Raw genomic sequence first — 17730 nt, forward strand, 5'->3', positions numbered from 1 at the left:
CGAAGCGTCAAGCAACAGCGGGCAGCGGCATGATCGTGGTCACCGGCGGGGCCGGCTTCATCGGCTCCAACCTCGTCGCGGCGCTGGCGGCGCGCGGGATCGTCAACGTCGCGGTGGTCGACCGTTTCCGCGACGGCGACAAATGGCAGAACCTCGCCAAGCGCGAACTTGCTACCCTGGTCCGGCCCGAGGACACCCTGGCCTTCCTCGACCAGCACGCCGCCGAGATCGACACGATCTTCCACCTCGGCGCCATCTCCGCCACCACCGAGCGCGACGTCGACAAGATCGTCGCCAACAACGTCGCTCTTACGCTGGATCTGTGGCGCTGGTGCGCGTGGCGCGGCTGCCGGCTGATCTATGCCTCCTCCGCCGCGACCTACGGCGACGGCTCGGCCGGCTTCGACGACGACGGCTCCTGCGAGGGGCTGGCGAAGCTGCGCCCGCTCAACGCCTATGGTTGGTCCAAGCACCTGATCGACCGCCGCGTCGCCCGCACCGTGGCCGAGGGCGATCTGGTGCCGCCGCAATGGGCCGGGCTGAAGTTCTTCAACGTCTACGGCCCCAACGAGGCCCACAAGGGCGACATGATGAGCGTGGTCGCCAAGCTGCACCCGCAGCTCGTCGCCGGCCAGCCCGCCCGCCTGTTCAAATCGCACAAAGACGGCTTCGCGGACGGCGGCCAACTGCGCGACTTCATCCACGTGGACGACTGCGTGGCGGTCATGCTTTGGCTCTACGACCACGCCGACGTCAGCGGCCTGTTCAACGTCGGCACCGGAAAGTCCCGCAGTTTCAAGGACTTGGCCTTGGCGACCTACGACGCATTGGGGATCCCCCCCCGTGTGGAGTACTTCGACATGCCCGAGCATCTGCGCGGCAAATACCAATATTTCACGCAAGCGAAGACGGAGCGTCTGCGCGCCGCCGGATTCGACCAGCCCTTCACCGAGCTGGAAGAGGGCGTCCGGCGCTACGTGCAGGATTTCCTGTCGCAACCCGACCCGTACCGCTGAGCGGAGTTTCCATGCTGGCCATCCCGTTTCCCGCCATCGACCCGGTCGCCCTCGCGGTCGGGCCGGTCGTCATCCGCTGGTACGCGCTGGCCTATCTGGCCGGCTTCGTGCTGGGCTGGCGCTACTGCCTGCGTCTGGCCCGGCTCGACGACGGCAAGCCCTCGCCGGAGGATTTCGACGACTTCCTGACCTGGGCGGTGATCGGCACCATCCTGGGCGGCCGGCTGGGCTACGTGCTGTTCTACAACTTCCCCTACTACGCGGCGAACCCGCTCGACGCGCTCCAGGTCTGGCACGGCGGCATGTCGTTCCACGGCGGGATGACCGGGGTGCTGCTCGCCATCGCGCTGTTCTGCTGGCGCCGCAAGGTCTCGGCCTTCGTCTTCGGCGACATCGTCGCCGCCTGCGCGCCCATCGGGCTGTTCTTCGGCCGCATCGCCAACTTCATCAACGGCGAGCTCTACGGCCGCCCGGCCCCCGATTTCGCCTGGGCCATGGTGTTCCCGCGCGATCCGCTCCAGGTGCCGCGCCACCCCAGCCAGCTCTACGAGGCCGGGCTGGAAGGGCTGGCCCTGTTCATCCTGCTGGCAATCGCCATGCACACCCCGGCGATCCGCCACCGCCCCGGCACGGTGGGCGGGCTGTTCTTCATCGGCTACGGCCTGTCGCGCATCGCCGTGGAGTTCTTCCGCGAGCCCGACCCGCAGCTGGGCTTCCTGTTCGCCGGGGCGACGATGGGCCAGATCCTGTCGCTGCCGATGCTGGCGGTCGGGCTGTGGCTGGTGCTGCGCAACGGGCGCCGCGGCACCCCGCTGCCGGCATGAGCGGCGAGACGCTCGCCCGGCTGCTGGCCCGCCGGATCGTGGTGGACGGGCCGCTCAGCGTCGGCGCCTTCATGGGCGAGGCGCTGGGGCACCCGCGTTTCGGCTACTACATGCGCCAAGACCCCTTCGGGGCGGGCGGCGACTTCACCACCGCGCCGGAAATCAGCCAGATGTTCGGCGAACTGGTGGGGCTGTGGTGCGTCGACACCTGGGCGCGGCTGGGCGGCCCCGCCCCCTTCCACCTGATCGAGCTCGGCCCCGGACGCGGCACCCTGATGCGCGACGCGCTGCGCGCCGCCGCCATGGTCCCCGCCTTCGCCCAGGCCGCCACGGTCCATCTGGTCGAGACCAGCCCGAGCTTGCGCGCCCGCCAGCGCGAGACACTGAGCGGAGTCGCGGTCCACTGGCACGACCGGCTGGAGGACGTGCCCGAGGGCCCCACCCTGCTGGTCGCCAACGAGTTCTTCGACGCCCTGCCGATCCGCCAGATCCAGAAGACCCCCCATGGCTGGTTCGAGCGGCTGGTCGATCTCGACCCGGCCGGGACGGAGGACGCTCCCCGCTTCCGCTTCGTGCTGGAGGCCTTCGGCAGTTCCGGCAACCGGCTGGTGCCCGAATCCCTGCGCGACTCGCCCGACGGCAGCGTCGTCGAGGTCTCCCCCGCCTCGCTCAGCGTCGCCGGCACCATCGGCGCACGGCTCGCGGCGCATCCCGGCGCGGCGCTGGCCATCGATTACGGCTACACTCACGGGCCGGCGGTGGGCGACACGCTCCAGGCATTGCGCCGCCACGCCTACGCCCCGGTGCTGGACGATCCCGGCGAGGCCGACCTGACCGCGCATGTCGATTTCGCGGCGCTCGCCGCCGCCGCGCGAGCGGCCGGGGCCGACGCCTTCCTGCCGGTGGACCAGGGGGAGTGGCTGGAACGGCTCGGCATCCGCCAGCGCGCCGCCGCCCTGTCGGCCAGGGCGACGCCGAAGCAGGCGGCCGACATCCGCGCCGCACTGGCCCGCTTGATCGAACCGGAACAAATGGGCAAGCTGTTCAAAGCGCTCGCTTTTGCCACACCCGGCCTGTTCGCCCAGGGGAACGCCCCGGCGGGCTTCGCGTTGGCCTGAGGGAAGCCGAAACGGGGGGCCGAGGCAATCGGCTCCGGGACTGACAGGGAAGGACGGCGTTCGTGATCACACTCGGCGCGCTGAACGACATCACCCACATCCGCCACGCCTTTTTCACCCGCACCGGCGGGGTTTCGACCGGGCTCTACGCCTCGTTGAACTGCGGCCTCGGCTCCTCCGACGCGCCCGCCGCCGTGCATGAGAACCGCGCCCGCGCCGCGACCCGGATGGAGGTGCCGCCCAGCCACCTCGTCACCTGTCATCAGGTCCACAGCCCGACCTGCGTCGTGGTGGACGAGCCGTGGGCTCCCGATTCCGCGCCGCGCGCCGACGCCATGGTGACCCGCCAGACCGGCATCGCACTGGGCATCCTGACGGCCGACTGCGCGCCGGTGCTGTTCGCCGACACCAAGGCCCGCGTCATCGGCGCCGCCCACGCCGGCTGGAAAGGCGCCAGGGGCGGCGTGCTGGAGGCGACCGTGGCGCAGATGGTCGAACTGGGCGCCAAGCCCAACCGCATCGTCGCCTGCATCGGCCCCTGCATCGCCCAGCGCTCCTACGAGGTCGGCCCCGAATTCCCCGCCCCCTTCCTGGAGGAGGACGAGCGCAACCGCGACTATTTCGCCCCCGCCCGCAAGCCGGGGCATTTCCTGTTCGATCTGGCCGCCTACGTCACCCGGCGGCTGGGCGACGCCGGAGTCGCGGTGGTCCAGCGCTGCCCCAACGACACGGTGGCGGAGGAGGACCGCTTCTTCAGCTACCGCCGCTCCTGCCTGAAGGGCGAGGCGGATTACGGGCGCGGCCTGTCCTCCATCGTGTTGCAGGCCTGACGCCGGCCCGCTGTCGTTCGGCATATTAGCAATAGGCGTTTCAAGCGATTGCGACCCATCCGGTTTCGCGCGATGATGCGGGTCTGCCGCATCCTGCGCGATGCCGGACGGGAGGGCCGTGGATGCTGGAATGGCGCGACGCGATGTCCATCGACCGGGGCGCCCTCGATGACGACCACCACCGGCTGCACGAGCTGATCCGCCATTTCCTGGCCCTGCCCGGCGAGGACGACCAGCGCCTGCGGGCCGTGGCGCTGCTGGAGCGGATGCGCGACCTGTCCTTCCGCCATTTCGAGCGGGAGGAAAAGCTCCAGACCGTCATCCGCTACCCCCAACTGGCCGAGCATCGCATGCAGCATCGCCGGCTGATCGTGCTGCTGGGCGACATCATCGCGCAGGTCGAGGCGCGGGAATCGGCCTTCGCCTTCGGCTACGCCAAGGGCAAGGCGGACCAACTCCTGCCGTTCTGGTTCATGGATCATTTCGTCAAGGGCGACCTGCCGGTGAAGCGGTACATCGCCAGGACACCGGGACTGATGCAGGCGCTCTGCCGATAAGCGGAGCCGGTAACCGACCGCACCGCCCGGCCGGCGGCCGGCCATGCCGCCGACGCAGGGCGGCATCCTTCGCCCGACCCGCGCGCACCGTCATGGAACGTTTACATAGGCACCACCCTTTGTTATGGTCCGCCCCGTTTTCAAGGGGCGACGGCGCGGCAGCGGCGGGCGCACTTGAGCCGTTTCCCTGCAAAGAGAGCCGACTCCGATGAAGGTGCTTGCCGGCAACAGCAACCGTCCGCTGGCCGAGGCGATCTCCACATGTCTGGGCGTCCCGCTGACCAAGGCCAGCGTGCGTCGCTTCTCCGACATGGAGGTGTTCGTCGAGATCCTGGAGAACGTGCGCGGCGAGGACGTGTTCGTCGTCCAGTCGACCTCGTTCCCGGCCAACGACAACCTGATGGAACTGCTGGTGACCATCGACGCGCTGCGTCGCGGGTCGGCCCGGCGCATCACGGCGGTCATTCCCTATTACGGCTACGCCCGCCAGGATCGCAAGACCGGCCCGCGCACGCCCATCTCGGCCAAGCTGGTCGCCAACCTGATCACCCAGGCCGGCGCCAACCGCGTGCTGACGATGGATTTGCACGCTGGCCAGATCCAGGGCTTCTTCGACATCCCGACCGACAACCTGATGGCCGCCCCGGTCTTCGAGAAGGACATCCGCCAGTCCTTCGAAGGCAACGTGGGTGAGGTCACCATCGTGTCGCCGGACGTCGGCGGCGTGGTGCGCGCCCGCGCGCTGGCCAAGCGCCTGGACGCCGACCTCGCCATCATCGACAAGCGGCGCGAGCGCGCCGGCGTGTCGGAGGTGATGAACATCATCGGCGACGCCAATGGCCGCCGCTGCATCCTGATCGACGACATCGTCGATTCGGGCGGCACGCTGTGCAACGCCGCCGTCGCGCTGATGGAGGCCGGGGCCAAGTCGGTCCACGCCTACTGCACGCACGGCGTCCTGTCGGGCGGTGCCGTCGCCCGCGTCGCGGTGTCGCCGCTGGAGAACCTGATCACCACCGACAGCATCCAGGCGACCGAGGCGGTGCGCGTGTCGCGCAACACCCGTCAACTGACCATCGCCCCGCTGATCGCCGAAGCCATCGCGCGCATCAGCGAGGAGCGTTCGGTGTCGAGCCTGTTCTCGTAAACCGTTCGTTTCCTCGCCAGTTCAAGCGGCCCCTCCTCCCCACGCCGGGGAAGAGGGGCCGTTTTCTTTTGGTTACGAAGCAATTGCCGTAAATCCCGATTGCGGCGGTTCGATTGTATGGAAGACAATCGGTCCCGGACCTGTTCATCCGTTGAACAAGCCGACGAGGACCGGACCCATGCGCTTCAGAGCACTCACCATCGTTGCGCTTACGGCCTCCTTGATGACGTCGGCCTGCGCGAACAACGGGTCCGACGACACGGCCGGAGCCCTGCTGCTCGGCGCGGCCGTGGTCGGCATCGGGCTGCTGGCGGTGACCGCCGGCGATTCCGACGACGACGACAACCGCTACGACCGGCGGGATTACGGCCACCGCAAGGGATACAGCGGCGGCTACGGCCGTGAGCGGGACTACCGGGACGAGCGGCGCTACGCCAACAACGGGCAATGCGACGACCCCGGCTACCGCACCTCCAACGGCGGCCGGGCCGAACGGGGAAGCGACGAGCGCGACTGCCGCCGCTACGGCGACGGCCGGAAGTAACCGCGTCCCGGACGCAATCGGACCGGCGCTTTACGGCGCGAACGGATTTTTCAGGCTGGGGCCGAAGGCCTCCTTGCGGGCGGCGCGCCAGACATGCGCGTTCGCCGCCTCGCCGCCCGGCTCGGCGACGGCCATGCCGGTCACCCCCGGCTGCCGTGCAAGCCAGTCGCGCAACGCGTTCTCGAACCGGCTGGCGGCGTGCGGGTCGTCGGATTGCAGGCTGATGGACACGGTGAGTTCGGTGGTCATGATCGGTTCCTTCTGGGTACCGGCGTCCGCCGCCGGTCTCTTCGACCGACAACAGCGCGTGGAAGAAAACGCTGCCCCTGTGCCCGAACGCTGCGCCGATGCCCTATCCCGCGCAACAAAAAAGGCGGGGTATGATCCCCGCCTTCGCTCGTGCCCCCGGCCGTGACCAGGATCACACCAGCCGATTCCGCCCCCGCCTGAAAACCGGCTATTTCGTGTCGGTCTTGACCGGCTTGGCGATGCTGGCGATCTGCTTCTGCAATTCGTCGATCTGCTTCTGAAGCTCATCGAAGGTGTGGCCGCCAGCCGTCGTCGGCGGGGCGGCCGGACGGGCGGCGCCGGGGGCCGCTGGCGGATCCTCCGAACCGGCGACGCCGAAGGGGGTGAACATGCGCATGGCGCGCTCGAACAGCGCCATGTTCTGCTTGCTCACCTCGTCCAGCCGGCCGAAGGGGAACATGCCGCCCAGCGTGTTCTGGAAATAATCGCGCACCTGCTCCTGGTTGCGGGAGAAGGCCTGCATCGAATATTCCAGATAGCGCGGCACCACCGACTGCATGTTGTCGCCGTAGAAGCCGATCAACTGGCGCAGGAAGCTGATGGGCAGAAGGTTCTGGCCCTTGCTCTCTTCCTCGACGATGATCTGGGTGAGCACCGAACGGGTGATGTCCTCCCCCGTCTTAGCGTCGTAGACCACGAAATCAAGACCGTCCTTGACCATCTGGCAAAGATGGTCGAGCGTCACGTAGCTGCTGGTCGCCGTGTTGTAGAGCCGGCGGTTGGCGTACTTCTTGATCGTGATCAGAGCGGACTTCTGGTCTTCCTTGTCGGCCATCGCGGAGTCTTTCAAGAAGGGACGTTCGGCGGAAATCGTTCCGTGCTTAGGACTACTCGAAGGGATAGCAATTTGTCCAGCGTTGCGCCGCCACATGGGGCGTGCGGTCGCACCCGCCCAGGCTTTTGCCAGACTTTTGTATGACGGTTGTGGGTCGCTCGATGCGACGCTGGTCAAGTTCACACCGCATTGCCTATACTGATGGTCATGGCCGACCCGTCCGATCCCGACCTCCCGTCCCTGGAAACGCTGGCGCGCCGCTATCTCGACCTCTGGCAGGACCAATGGTCGGCGACCGCCGCCGATCCCGAGACGGCGGACATGATGGCCCGGCTGTTCCAGATGATGGGCCAGGGAGCGGCGGCGCTGGCGCCCCTCGCCTTCGGACCGGCGGGTTTCGGCCTTTCCGGAACGCCCGGAACCGGCTGGGACCCGCGCCCGCCCGTCAACCCAGCGCCGTACCACGCATGGCCGCAGACCACACCACACCCCGCACGGGAGGAGGCCGCACCGGCGGCCAAAGGGCAACCCGATGACGGCGCAGCCGCGGCGGCTCGGTCCGCGCCCGCTCGGCCTGCACCTGAATCTGGTGATGGCGACGCTGCTCAGCTCCTCGGGCGGATTGCCGCTCTTGAGGAGCGGCTCGCTGCCATGGAAGCCGCCGCTGCGCGGCCGGGCGGAGGAACTGCGCCGCCAGATCGCCCAGCGGGAAAGCCGGCCCGGCGCCGCCGAGGATCTCAACCGGGCGGTTGACGCCGAGACGCGGCGGCGGATCGACGCCTTCCTGACCGGGATCGAGCGTTACCGCCACCACCCCTACCGCCGCGACCTGCCCGACCCGCCGGTGCTGTGGACGGAGGGCGCCACCCGGCTGCTCGACTACGGCCCGCCGTCCGGGCGGCCGGTGCTGTTCGTGCCCTCGCTGGTCAACCGCCACTACATCCTCGACCTGTCGCCGGGCAAGAGCCTGATGCGCTGGCTGTCGGGCCGGGGTCTCCGCCCGCTGCTGGTCGACTGGGGCACGCCGGGGCCGCTGGAGCGCCGCTACACCCTGACCGACTACATCGCCGGCCGGCTGGAGCGCGCGCTCGACGTCGTGGTCGAGATGCATGGGCGCCCGGTGCCCATCGCCGGCTATTGCATGGGCGGGCTGCTGACCGCTGCGCTGGCCCTGCGGCGGCCCAAATCGGTCGCCGGGCTGGTGCTGCTGGCGACGCCCTGGGACTTCCACGCCGAGGACGCCGCCACCGCGCGCCGCGCCGCCGCCTTCTTCCAGCCCTACGGCCCGGCGCTGGAACGCTGGGGGGAGCTGCCGACCGACGCGCTCCAGGCCCTGTTCGCCCAGCTCGACCCTCTGCTGGCGCTGAAGAAGTTCGCGCAGTTCGCCCGCATGGACCCGGCCAGCCGGGGCGCCCAGGGCTTCGTCGCGCTGGAGGACTGGCTGAACGACGGCGTGCCGCTGGTCGCCGGGGTGGCGCGCGACGCGCTGGCCGGCTGGTACGGGCGCAACGACACGGCGGCGGGCAACTGGCTGGTCGGCGGGCTGCCGGTCGATCCGACCCGCATCCGGGTCCCGACGCTGGCGCTGATCCCGGAAAAGGACCGCATCGTTCCGCCGGCCTCGGCGATGGCTCTGCCAAAGGTCATACCCGGTGCGCAAGTCCTCGTGCCGCCACTGGGACACATCGGCATGGTGGTGAGCGCCGGCGCCGAGACGGGAGTGTGGCGACCTCTTGCCGATTGGCTGACTGCGACAGGATAGCCGCCCCCTTTCTGGCACCTTGCATTGGGCGGGTTGAGCGTCTTAAGGTGGATGCACTCCGAGCGTCCAATCAGCGCCATAATAAAACTGTCCCATTTGAGGAGCGTTACCATGACCGAGGTCGTCATTGCCGGTGCCGCGCGCACGCCCGTCGGCAGCTTCAACGGCGCGCTGAGCAGCGTCCCCGCCCATGTCCTGGGCGAGGTCGCGATCCGTGAGGCGCTCGCCCGCGCCAAGACCGACGCCGCGGAGGTGGATGAGGTCATCCTGGGGCAGATCCTGACCGCCGGCCAGGGCCAGAACCCGGCCCGCCAGGCCGCCGTCAACGCCGGCATCCCCGTCGAGGCGACCGCCTTCGGCATCAACCAGCTCTGCGGCTCCGGCCTGCGCGCGGTGGCCCTGGGCTATCAGGCGATCAAGAACGGCGACGCCGAGGTTCTGGTCGTCGGCGGCCAGGAGAGCATGAGCCAAGCGCCGCACGTCATGCACCTGCGCAACGGCACCAAGATGGGTTCGGCGGAGCTGCTGGACACCATGCTGAAGGACGGCCTGACCGACGCCTTCAAGGGCTACCACATGGGCACGACGGCGGAGAACGTCGCCACCAAGTGGCAGCTGACCCGCGACGAGCAGGACGCCTTCGCGGCCTCCTCGCAGCAGAAGGCCGAGGCCGCCCAGAAGGCCGGCCGCTTCAAGGACGAGATCGTCCCGGTCACCATCAAGGGCCGCAAGGGCGACGTCGTCGTGTCGGAGGATGAGTATCCCAAGCACGGCACCACCGCCGAGAGCCTGGCCAAGCTGCGCCCGGCCTTCTCCAAGGACGGCACCGTGACCGCCGGCAACGCCTCCGGCATCAACGACGGCGCCGCCGCCCTGGTGCTGATGAGCGCGGAGAACGCGGCCAAGCGCGGCGTCACCCCGCTGGCCCGCATCGTCTCCTGGGCCACGGCCGGCGTCGATCCGTCGATCATGGGCACCGGGCCGATCCCGGCCTCGCGCAAGGCGCTGGAAAAGGCCGGCTGGACCGTCGACGACCTCGACCTGATCGAGGCGAACGAGGCCTTCGCCGCCCAGGCGCTGTCGGTCAACAAGGATCTCGGCTGGGACACGGCCAAGGTCAACGTCAACGGCGGCGCCATCGCGCTCGGCCATCCGGTCGGCGCGTCCGGCGCCCGCGTGCTGACCACGCTGCTGTTCGAAATGCAGAAGCGCGACGCCAAGAAGGGCCTCGCCACGCTGTGCATCGGCGGCGGCATGGGCATCGCCCTCTGCGTCCAGCGCGACTGATCTGACGATTTGGGCCGCCTGCCTCCCAAAGACGGGCGGGCGGCCCCGACGGAACGCCGGGGCCGCAGCGTGACGGTGACCGGCGGGGCGCAAGCCCGAACCAAGAGCAAGAAAAAACCAACCAAAACAGACCGTTTACACTGGGGAGAAACACAATGGCTCGTGTTGCAGTCGTCACGGGTGGCACCCGCGGCATCGGCGAGGCTGTCGCCGTCGCCCTGAAGGGCGCCGGCTATGCCGTCGCCGCCACCTACGCCGGCAACGACGAGGCGGCGAAGGAATTCACCGCCCGCACCGGCATTCCGGCCTACAAGTTCGACGTATCGAGCTTCGACGCCTGCAAGGACGGCATCGCCACGATCACGGCCGATCTCGGCCCGGTCGACGTGCTGATCAACAACGCCGGCATCACGCGCGACGGCGTCATGCACCGCATGACCTACGAGCAGTGGGAGGCGGTGATCCACACCAACCTGTCCTCCTGCTTCAACATGTGCCGCAACGTCATCGACGGGATGCGCGAGCGCAATTTCGGCCGCATCGTCAACATCGGTTCGGTGAACGGCCAGGCCGGCCAGTACGGTCAGGTCAACTATGCCGCCGCCAAGTCGGGCATCCACGGCTTCACCAAGGCCCTGGCGCAGGAAAGCGCCGCCAAGGGCATCACGGTGAACGCCATCGCCCCCGGCTACATCGACACCGACATGGTGCGGGCGGTTCCGGCCAACGTGCTGGAGAAGATCGTCGCCCGCATCCCGGTCGGCCGTCTCGGCCGCGCCTCGGAGATCGCCAAGGCGGTGTTGTATCTGGTGGACGACGACAACGGCTTCATGACCGGCTCGACCCTGTCGGTCAACGGCGGCCAGCACATGTACTGATCCCGGCGTCTCCGCGCACGCGCGGGGTACCGGGTTCCACAGCGACACTCGACCTTCGAAGCCCCTTCCCCGCGCCTTGCGGGGGAGGGGTTTTTTCTTGGCCGGATCGAAGCGCCGCGCCGCCACCAGATGCCGCCCACAGCATCCATAATTTTCTTAAGGATATTTATTGCGACTGACTCGCACTTGCATTATTGTCAAGAGGTCGGCGCCGCTCCGAGCCTCGACCGCGCCGCATCCGCCCGACAACCTCTGTGCAGAGAGAGCAAGGTATGAGCATCACCGTGATTTACGGGTCCGATTCCGGCGCGACCAAGCAGGTTGCCTCCCGCATCGCCAAGAAGATCCAGGGCATCGCGCTGGACATCAAGGCGGCGAGCGTGTCGGATTTCGAGAACAGCGACCTGCTGATCCTCGGCGCCCCCACCTACGGCAACGGCGACCTGCAATCGGATTGGGACGCGAATCTGGAGACGCTGAAGTCGGCCAACCTGACCGGCAAGAAGGTGGCGCTGTTCGGCACCGGCGATCAGGTGAACTACCCGGAGTCCTTCGTGGACGCCATGGGCATCCTCTACGACCACGTCGTGGCGCAGGGCGCCGTCGTCGTCGGCTTCACCGACACGGACGGCTATGACCATTCGGCCTCGACAGCCGAGCGCGACGGGCGCTTCGTCGGCCTGGCGCTGGACCAGGACAACCAGTCCTCCAGAACCGACAAGCGGATCACGGCATGGATCGGCCAGTTGACGTGAACCCGGCGACGCTGCGGTCGAGGGGGCCGGCGCGACCCCTTCAGCGCTTGGCGGCGACGCGCGCCTGCCACAGAACGAGCAGCGGCGTCACAACCAGTTCGAGACCCAGCCCGGCCAGATGCGGTGCCGAGGGCGCCCCGGTCTGCGCCAGGGACAGGGCGCGGGCGAGGCCGCCGACGACCACCAGAGCGGCGGCGAGGCGGAAGCGGCCGGTGGACCGCTCGATGGTCGGAACCGTGGAGACGAACAGCAGCCCGACCCCCAGGAAGATCCCCGACAGATAGCGGAAATGGCTGTCGAGATCGGCGAAAGGCGCCGGATCGGCAGTGGCGGTGAGGTTCGGGAACACGAATCCCGGCCCCAGGACCACACCGGCGGCCCCCGCGCTCAGAGGGACGAGGCACAGCAGCGCCACCACCACCTGAAGAATCCGCCTCTCCATCTTTTCCTCAACCAAAGAGGTCAGGCTTCCTCAACCGCCCTCACTGCAACTTCGTCGCGGCGAGCGCCGCCGTGTCCACCGGCATCGCGGCGCATCCGCCGAGCGTTGGGCCGACCGGCAGCTCCCCAAACGCGGCGAGCGCGCCCTCCGCCTTCAGCCGGCCGACGAAGCCCGGCTCCAGCCCGCGCGCGACATAGGCGAAGCCGAGCCACGTCGTGCGCACCGGCTCGCCCCCGGCCCGCACCATGGCGGTGAAGGCCTCGGCGTCGCTGGTTCCCGGATGAAAGACCGCCAGCATCAGTCCGGCGGTCTCCTCCGGCAGGGCCGCCTGCCGCAGGGACACCCCCATCATCGCCGCCCACACCGCCAGCACCACCGCGAAGAAGGCAGCCGCGAGTCCATGGCCGGCACCGAAGCCGGAGCTGGAGCTGGAGCTGGAGCTGGAGCTGGAACCAGGCGGGGAAGGTGTGGAGGGGGTGGGATTTTCCATCATGGCGACAGCTTACGCCTTTGCCTCGGCCGCCGCCAGAGACGGCGCGGGCTTTTCGGCGATCGGCCAATGGACGATGGTCGCGAACATCGCCAGCGCCACGCCCAGCCACCACACCACGTCGTAGGACCCGGTCCGCTCGTACAGCACGCCGCCCAGCCAGACGCCGAGGAAGCCCCCGACCTGATGGCTGAAGAAGGCGAAGCCGTAGAGCGTGCCCATGTAGCGCGTCCCGAACATCAGCGCGACGAGGCCGGAGGTCGGCGGCACGGTGGACAGCCACAGCAGCCCCATCATGGCGGCGTAGATCAGGACCGTCGCCGGGCTGATCGGCAGCAGGATGAAGGCCGCCGTCGACACGCCGCGCAGGAAGTAGTTGGCGCAGAGCAGGTAGCGCTTGCTCATCCTCCCGGCCAGCACGCCGGACGCGTAGGATCCGACGACGTTGAACAGCCCGATCAGCGCCAGCGCCCAGGCGGCCAACGACGGGCTGATGCCGGCGCCGACCAGATAGGGCGGCAGATGGGTGGTGATGAAGGCCAGTTGGAAGCCGCAGACGAAGAAACCGGAGATCAGCAGCACGTAGCTGCGGTGCTGGAACGCCTGCCGCACCGCCGCCGCGAAGCCGATGTTGGCGCCGGTCACCGCCGGGGCGGTCGCGTTCGACTCCTTGGCTCCGGGAAAGACGCCGGCCAGGACCGGCACCAGCAGCATCGAGCCGCCCATCAGCATCAGCGCCGTCTGCCAGCCGAAGCCGGCGATGAAGGCTTGGCCCAGGGGCGCGAACAGGAACTGGCCCATCGATCCGGCGGCCGTCGCGATGCCGATCGACCACGTGCGCTTCTCGGGCGGCAGCAGCCGGGTGAAGCCGGCGATGATGGTGCCGAAGGACGCGCCGGCCAGCCCCAGCCCGATCATGACGCCGGCCGTCAGATAAAGGCCCGCGTGGGTTTCGGCGTAGGGCATCAGCGCCAGCCCGGCGGCGTAGAGCAGCCCGCCGCCCGCGATCACCGGGGCCGGGCCGTAGCGGTCGGTCAGCGCCCCGGCGAAGGGGCCGCCGGCCCCCCACAGCAGGTTCTGGATGGCCATGGCGAGCGCGAAGACGTCGCGCCCCCATCCCTTGGTCTCGGACAGCGGGCCGATGAACAGCCCCATGCTCGACCGCGGACCGAAGGCCAGCATCGAGATCAGGCAGCCGCAGACGACGACGAGGGCCGGTGTGCGCCAGGACGGCGCGGAAGAAGCGGTGGTCAAGGGTCCCTCCATCGGGCGCGCTGTGCGGCACGGGTGCGTGCGTGCCGCCGCGTTGGTCATCGGGGGACGATAGGCGTGCCTCAACAATCCGACAAATTCATAATCGGCACACGGGTCATTCCGCGGCGGAATGCAGCCCCGCCGTCCGCGCGGTCAGGTGCCGGCCCAGGCTGTCCTCCAGCCGGTCGAAAACCGGGCCGATGCGCCCGACGACCCGCGCCCGCACCAGCCACACCGTCACCGTCAGGTTGAAGCCGGGCAGGTCCACCGGCTGGAGCGGCGCGGCGGCCTCGACCGGAGCGATGAGCCGCATCGGCGCCAGACCGAAGCCGACCCCGCGCGCCACCAGCGAGGCCAGCAGCGTCTGGTCGTAGGCCTCGACCGTCACGTTGGGCCGCAGCCCGAGCGGCGCCAGCGCCAGCCCCAGCGCGTTGCGATACTTGCAGCCGTCCGGCTGCAGCACCCAGCCGACGGCGTTCATGGCGGCGAGGCTGCCGGGACCGGCGGCGGCCCGCTCGGCCGAGGCGACGACGCTGACCTCCTCGCGGCTCAGCAGGCGGGACGGCAGGTCGTCGGGCGGCGTTTGCCCCTCCCCCAGCAGCACCACCGCCCCGTCGAGCGCTCCGGCGCGGAGCTGCTCGATCAACGGCGCGCTCCAGTCGGAATGGATGCGCACGGTCAGGCCGGGGAAGCCGGCGCGCAGATCGTCGAGCGGGCAGCCGGCGGCCAGCGCGGTCAGCACATGGGCGACGCCAAGCCGCAACAGCCCCTTGGGCTCGGCCGAGCCGGCGAAGGCGTCGGAGAAATCGGTCGCGGCCCCCAGGATGCGGCGCGCGTGGGCCAGCGCAACCTCGCCGTCGCGGGTCAGGGCCAGCGGCTTGGTCTGGCGGTCGAACAGGGTGACGCCCAGTTCGGCCTCCAGCCGCTGGATCAGGCGCGACACCGCCGACTGGGTCAGCCCCAGCCGGTTGCCGGCCTCCTGCACCGACTGCGCCTCGGCCACCGTGACGAAGGTGCGGATCTCGTTGAGCTTCATGGTTCGGCGCTTTGCAAGGGGCTGACCTCTGGTGCGCAAGTCTCGAACTGCGGTAGCGTCCGGTCAAGCCAGACCCGATCGACCCGGAGAGGAGTCGCCGACATGACCGCCATCCAGCCCTCCCCCCTGCCCGACCGCTCCAGCCGCGAATACCCCGACCGCCCCTGGGTCGGGGTGGGGGTGATCGTCTGGCGGGGCGACCGGGTGCTGCTGATCCGGCGTGGCAAGGCGCCCCGGCTCGGGCAATGGAGCCTGCCGGGCGGCGCCCAGTCCGTCGGCGAGACCGTGTTCGAGACCGCCGCGCGCGAGGTGCTGGAGGAAACCGGGTTGGTGGTGGTGCCGACCGGGATCGTCACCGTGGTGGACGCCATCACCCCCGACGCCGAGGGCCGCGTCCATTACCATTACACGCTGGTCGAGGTCTCGGCGGAAAGCGCGGAGGGCGAGCCGGTCTGCGCCGACGACGCGCTGGAGGCCGTCTGGGCGACGCCCGACGAGGCCGGGGAACTGACGGAGTGGGACGAGACCCGCCGGGTCATCGCTCTGGCGGCGGCACGGCGTTCCGCTGGATGAAGTCCGGCACCTCGCCCGCCGGCAGCGGGCGCGCCAGCCAATAGCCCTGCAGCCGGTCGCAGCGGTAGGCCTGGAGGAACAGCCGCTGTTCGGGCGTCTCCACCCCCTCGGCGACCACGCTGAGGCCCAGCGCGTGGGCGAGCGCGACGATCGCCTGGACGATGGCGGCGGCGTCACGGTCCTCGACCATCGCTTGGGTGAACTGCTTGTCGATCTTCAGGCTTTCCACCGGCACCCGCCGCAGCAGCGCCAGCGAGGAATAGCCGGTGCCGAAATCGTCCAGCACCAGCCGCACCCCGGCGCCGCGCAATTGCATCAGCGTCTCGCGCGCTTGGGCGTTGTGGTCGTAGAGCGCGGTCTCGGTCAGCTCCAGCTTCAGGTTGGCGGCGGGCAGGCCGGTCTCGGCCAGGATGCGCAGGACCGTCCGCGCGAAGGCCGGATCGTCGAGCTGGCGGGGCGACAGGTTGACCGCCACCGGCGCGTCGGTCAGGCCGGCGTTCATCCAGCCCGCCGCCGCCGCGCAGGCGGTGCGCAAGGCCCATTCGCCCAGCACGTGGATCGCCTCGCCGGTCTCGGCCATCGGCACGAAGACGTCGGGCGGGATCATGGTGCCGTCGCCCAGCCGCCAGCGGGCCAGCGCCTCGAAGCCGGTCAACCGCCCGGTCGCGACGTCGGCCTGGGGCTGGTAGGCCAGCGACAGCTCATCCTGCGCGATGGCGTCGCGGACGCGGTCGGCGAAGCCCTCGTCGGTCAGCGCCGCTGTGCCGCCGCCCTGCGCCACTGTCTTCTCCGCCGCCATGCCACCTCCCTGGAACCGGCCGGTCCAACCAACCGCCTCCCCGCCATAACACCACAGGAAAGGATTTGTTAACCATGTTCCAAAAGATCTTGGCGGATTTGATTTGGTTACGAAAGGATTAACGACGCTGCCCGCGGTGACAAGAAAAAGGCCGGCGCTCCTGGTGGAGCGGCCGGCCCTTGCCCTCGTCTTGGGGTCTCTTGAAGGATCAGACGTTGAAGCGGAAATGGAAGATGTCACCGTCCTGGACGACGTATTCCTTGCCTTCCTGGCGCATCTTGCCGGCGTCCTTGGCGCCCTGCTCGCCGCCCAAGGTGACGTAGCTGTCGTAATCGATGGTCTCGGCGCGGATGAAGCCGCGTTCGAAGTCGGTGTGGATGACGCCGGCCGCCTCGGGGGCCTTGGCGTGGCGGCGCACGGTCCAGGCGCGCGCCTCCTTCGGGCCGACGGTGAAGAAGGTGATCAGGTCCAGCAGCTTGAAGCCGGCGCGGATCAGCTTGTTCAGGCCGGTTTCCTCCAGCCCCATCGATTCCAGGAACTCGGCCTTCTCGGCCGGGTCGGTCAACTGGGCGACCTCGGACTCGATGGCGGCGGAGATCACGACGACCTCGGCGCCCTCGGCCTTGGCCTTCTCGGCAACCTTGGCGGTGAAGGCGTTGCCGGTGGCGGCCGAGGCCTCCTCGACGTTGCAGACGTAGAGCACCGGCTTGTCGGTCAGCAGCATGAACTGCTTGAAGACGAACTTCTCGTCCTCGGCCAGCTCGACGACGCGGGCGGGCTTGCCGTCCTGGAGCACCTTGAGGGCGCGCTCCATCAGGTCGGCCTTGACCTTGCTGTCCTTGTCGCCGCCCTTGGCCTTCTTCTGGAGGCTGTTGATCTGGCGTTCCAGGCTTTCCATGTCGGCGAGCATCAGCTCGGTCTCGACCACCTCGGCGTCGCGCAGCGGATCGACGTTGCCCTCGACATGGGTGATGTCGTCGTCCTCGAAGCAGCGCAGCACGTGGACGATGGCGTCGACCTCGCGGATGTTGGCGAGGAACTGGTTGCCCAACCCTTCACCTTTCGACGCGCCGCGGATCAGGCCGGCGATGTCCACGAACTCCAACTGGGTCGGGACGGTCTTCTGCGACTTGGCGATCACCACCAGCTTGTCGAGCCGGGGGTCGGGCACGCTGACGCGGCCGACGTTCGGCTCCTTGGTGCAGAAGGGGAAATTTGCCGCCTCGGCCGCCTGGGTGGCGGTCAGCGCGTTGAACAGGGTCGACTTGCCGACGTTGGGCAGGCCGACGATGCCACAATTGAAGCCCATGGTTGGGTGCTCGCCGTCGGAAAAA

At 69.0% G+C, this 17730-nt stretch carries 20 protein-coding genes; 12 read left to right on the forward strand and 8 right to left on the reverse strand.

The annotated features are described in order from the left end of the window. The first annotated feature begins 29 nt into the window (after positions 1-29). From rfaD to EJ913_RS06970, 7 genes are all read left to right on the forward strand, one after another. Positions 30-1016: an ADP-glyceromanno-heptose 6-epimerase gene (gene rfaD, locus EJ913_RS06940; RefSeq protein ID WP_126996161.1), complete on the forward strand. Its 987-nt coding sequence runs from the start codon at positions 30-32 to the stop codon at positions 1014-1016. Between the two features lie 11 nt (positions 1017-1027). Further along, positions 1028-1840 (forward strand): prolipoprotein diacylglyceryl transferase, encoded by an 813-nt coding sequence (lgt, locus tag EJ913_RS06945; RefSeq protein WP_126996163.1) that lies wholly within the window; start codon positions 1028-1030, stop codon positions 1838-1840. Then, positions 1837-2958, forward strand: coding sequence for a class I SAM-dependent methyltransferase (locus EJ913_RS06950; protein WP_126996165.1), 1122 nt, complete (start codon positions 1837-1839; stop codon positions 2956-2958). Before lgt ends, EJ913_RS06950 begins: the two co-directional genes overlap by 4 nt. A gap of 62 nt (positions 2959-3020) precedes the next feature. Further along, complete coding sequence (gene pgeF / locus EJ913_RS06955) at positions 3021-3788, forward strand: peptidoglycan editing factor PgeF (protein WP_126996167.1); 768 nt, start codon at positions 3021-3023, stop codon at positions 3786-3788. A 122-nt stretch (positions 3789-3910) separates the two neighbouring features. Beyond that, entirely contained in the window at positions 3911-4345 is a 435-nt protein-coding gene (locus EJ913_RS06960) for a bacteriohemerythrin (protein ID WP_126996169.1), read from the forward strand. 208 nt (positions 4346-4553) lie between these two features. Beyond that, the gene (locus EJ913_RS06965; RefSeq protein ID WP_126996171.1) at positions 4554-5492 is read left to right on the forward strand and encodes a ribose-phosphate pyrophosphokinase; all 939 of its coding nucleotides are present in this window, start codon (positions 4554-4556) and stop codon (positions 5490-5492) included. Positions 5493-5715: 223 nt separating this feature from the next. Then, a complete protein-coding gene (locus EJ913_RS06970; protein WP_126996172.1) occupies positions 5716-6036 on the forward strand; it encodes a hypothetical protein in 321 nt (106 codons plus the stop codon). Between the two features lie 30 nt (positions 6037-6066). Here the strand turns inward: EJ913_RS06970 and EJ913_RS06975 are convergent, their stop codons facing one another. Both EJ913_RS06975 and phaR read right to left on the reverse strand, forming a co-directional pair. After that, positions 6067-6285, reverse strand: a complete 219-nt coding sequence (locus tag EJ913_RS06975) for a hypothetical protein (RefSeq protein WP_126996174.1) — start codon at positions 6283-6285, stop codon at positions 6067-6069. A 208-nt stretch (positions 6286-6493) separates the two neighbouring features. Further along, on the reverse strand, positions 6494-7120 hold the full coding sequence (phaR, locus tag EJ913_RS06980) for a polyhydroxyalkanoate synthesis repressor PhaR (protein WP_126996176.1): 627 nt from the start codon (positions 7118-7120) through the stop codon (positions 6494-6496). A gap of 532 nt (positions 7121-7652) precedes the next feature. On the opposite strand from phaR, the gene EJ913_RS06990 reads away from it, so the two are divergent. From EJ913_RS06990 to fldA, 4 genes are all read left to right on the forward strand, one after another. Beyond that, positions 7653-8882 (forward strand): alpha/beta fold hydrolase, encoded by a 1230-nt coding sequence (locus EJ913_RS06990; protein ID WP_244939275.1) that lies wholly within the window; start codon positions 7653-7655, stop codon positions 8880-8882. A gap of 111 nt (positions 8883-8993) precedes the next feature. Further along, a complete protein-coding gene (locus tag EJ913_RS06995; RefSeq protein ID WP_126996178.1) occupies positions 8994-10169 on the forward strand; it encodes an acetyl-CoA C-acetyltransferase in 1176 nt (391 codons plus the stop codon). A 155-nt stretch (positions 10170-10324) separates the two neighbouring features. Then, positions 10325-11047, forward strand: coding sequence for an acetoacetyl-CoA reductase (gene phbB / locus EJ913_RS07000; RefSeq protein ID WP_126996180.1), 723 nt, complete (start codon positions 10325-10327; stop codon positions 11045-11047). 272 nt (positions 11048-11319) lie between these two features. Then, positions 11320-11802: a flavodoxin FldA gene (gene fldA, locus EJ913_RS07005; RefSeq protein ID WP_126996182.1), complete on the forward strand. Its 483-nt coding sequence runs from the start codon at positions 11320-11322 to the stop codon at positions 11800-11802. A gap of 40 nt (positions 11803-11842) precedes the next feature. Here the strand turns inward: fldA and EJ913_RS07010 are convergent, their stop codons facing one another. The 4 genes from EJ913_RS07010 to EJ913_RS07025 form a co-directional block, all read right to left on the reverse strand. Beyond that, entirely contained in the window at positions 11843-12244 is a 402-nt protein-coding gene (locus tag EJ913_RS07010; RefSeq protein WP_126996184.1) for a DUF4345 domain-containing protein, read from the reverse strand. A gap of 40 nt (positions 12245-12284) precedes the next feature. Then, on the reverse strand, positions 12285-12737 hold the full coding sequence (locus EJ913_RS07015; RefSeq protein ID WP_244939276.1) for a hypothetical protein: 453 nt from the start codon (positions 12735-12737) through the stop codon (positions 12285-12287). A gap of 9 nt (positions 12738-12746) precedes the next feature. After that, the gene (locus tag EJ913_RS07020; RefSeq protein WP_211098901.1) at positions 12747-13988 is read right to left on the reverse strand and encodes an MFS transporter; all 1242 of its coding nucleotides are present in this window, start codon (positions 13986-13988) and stop codon (positions 12747-12749) included. Positions 13989-14103: 115 nt separating this feature from the next. Continuing rightward, positions 14104-15024 (reverse strand): LysR family transcriptional regulator, encoded by a 921-nt coding sequence (locus tag EJ913_RS07025; protein WP_126996188.1) that lies wholly within the window; start codon positions 15022-15024, stop codon positions 14104-14106. Positions 15025-15126: 102 nt separating this feature from the next. Here EJ913_RS07025 and EJ913_RS07030 point away from each other — a divergent pair, with 102 nt between their 5' ends. Next, positions 15127-15597, forward strand: coding sequence for an NUDIX hydrolase (locus EJ913_RS07030; protein WP_126996190.1), 471 nt, complete (start codon positions 15127-15129; stop codon positions 15595-15597). Here EJ913_RS07030 and EJ913_RS07035 read toward each other — a convergent pair. Together EJ913_RS07035 and ychF are read right to left on the reverse strand one after the other, a co-directional pair. Beyond that, a complete protein-coding gene (locus tag EJ913_RS07035; RefSeq protein ID WP_126996192.1) occupies positions 15560-16396 on the reverse strand; it encodes an EAL domain-containing protein in 837 nt (278 codons plus the stop codon). The two genes, EJ913_RS07030 and EJ913_RS07035, sit on opposite strands and share 38 nt — an antisense overlap. Positions 16397-16604: 208 nt before the next feature. After that, the gene (ychF, locus tag EJ913_RS07040) at positions 16605-17705 is read right to left on the reverse strand and encodes a redox-regulated ATPase YchF (RefSeq protein ID WP_126996194.1); all 1101 of its coding nucleotides are present in this window, start codon (positions 17703-17705) and stop codon (positions 16605-16607) included. Between the last annotated feature and the right edge of the window lie 25 nt (positions 17706-17730).

This window comes from Azospirillum doebereinerae (assembly GCF_003989665.1).
GTDB lineage: Bacteria > Pseudomonadota > Alphaproteobacteria > Azospirillales > Azospirillaceae > Azospirillum > Azospirillum doebereinerae.

Bases quoted from the DNA above. Each gene is read 5' to 3' on its own strand.
- EJ913_RS06965 (WP_126996171.1), top strand. From the start codon at position 4,554: ATGAAGGTGCTTGCCGGCAACAGCAACCGTCCGCTGGCCGAGGCGATC.
- EJ913_RS06975 (WP_126996174.1), bottom strand. From the start codon at position 6,285: ATGACCACCGAACTCACCGTGTCCATCAGCCTGCAATCCGACGACCCG.
- phbB (WP_126996180.1), top strand. From the start codon at position 10,325: ATGGCTCGTGTTGCAGTCGTCACGGGTGGCACCCGCGGCATCGGCGAG.
- EJ913_RS06950 (WP_126996165.1), top strand. From the start codon at position 1,837: ATGAGCGGCGAGACGCTCGCCCGGCTGCTGGCCCGCCGGATCGTGGTG.
- fldA (WP_126996182.1), top strand. From the start codon at position 11,320: ATGAGCATCACCGTGATTTACGGGTCCGATTCCGGCGCGACCAAGCAG.
- EJ913_RS07030 (WP_126996190.1), top strand. From the start codon at position 15,127: ATGACCGCCATCCAGCCCTCCCCCCTGCCCGACCGCTCCAGCCGCGAA.
- EJ913_RS07010 (WP_126996184.1), bottom strand. From the start codon at position 12,244: ATGGAGAGGCGGATTCTTCAGGTGGTGGTGGCGCTGCTGTGCCTCGTC.
- EJ913_RS06970 (WP_126996172.1), top strand. From the start codon at position 5,716: ATGACGTCGGCCTGCGCGAACAACGGGTCCGACGACACGGCCGGAGCC.
- phaR (WP_126996176.1), bottom strand. From the start codon at position 7,120: ATGGCCGACAAGGAAGACCAGAAGTCCGCTCTGATCACGATCAAGAAG.
- EJ913_RS06995 (WP_126996178.1), top strand. From the start codon at position 8,994: ATGACCGAGGTCGTCATTGCCGGTGCCGCGCGCACGCCCGTCGGCAGC.
- EJ913_RS06990 (WP_244939275.1), top strand. From the start codon at position 7,653: ATGACGGCGCAGCCGCGGCGGCTCGGTCCGCGCCCGCTCGGCCTGCAC.
- ychF (WP_126996194.1), bottom strand. From the start codon at position 17,705: ATGGGCTTCAATTGTGGCATCGTCGGCCTGCCCAACGTCGGCAAGTCG.
- EJ913_RS06960 (WP_126996169.1), top strand. From the start codon at position 3,911: ATGCTGGAATGGCGCGACGCGATGTCCATCGACCGGGGCGCCCTCGAT.
- EJ913_RS07035 (WP_126996192.1), bottom strand. From the start codon at position 16,396: ATGGCGGCGGAGAAGACAGTGGCGCAGGGCGGCGGCACAGCGGCGCTG.
- rfaD (WP_126996161.1), top strand. From the start codon at position 30: ATGATCGTGGTCACCGGCGGGGCCGGCTTCATCGGCTCCAACCTCGTC.
- lgt (WP_126996163.1), top strand. From the start codon at position 1,028: ATGCTGGCCATCCCGTTTCCCGCCATCGACCCGGTCGCCCTCGCGGTC.
- EJ913_RS07015 (WP_244939276.1), bottom strand. From the start codon at position 12,737: ATGATGGAAAATCCCACCCCCTCCACACCTTCCCCGCCTGGTTCCAGC.
- EJ913_RS07025 (WP_126996188.1), bottom strand. From the start codon at position 15,024: ATGAAGCTCAACGAGATCCGCACCTTCGTCACGGTGGCCGAGGCGCAG.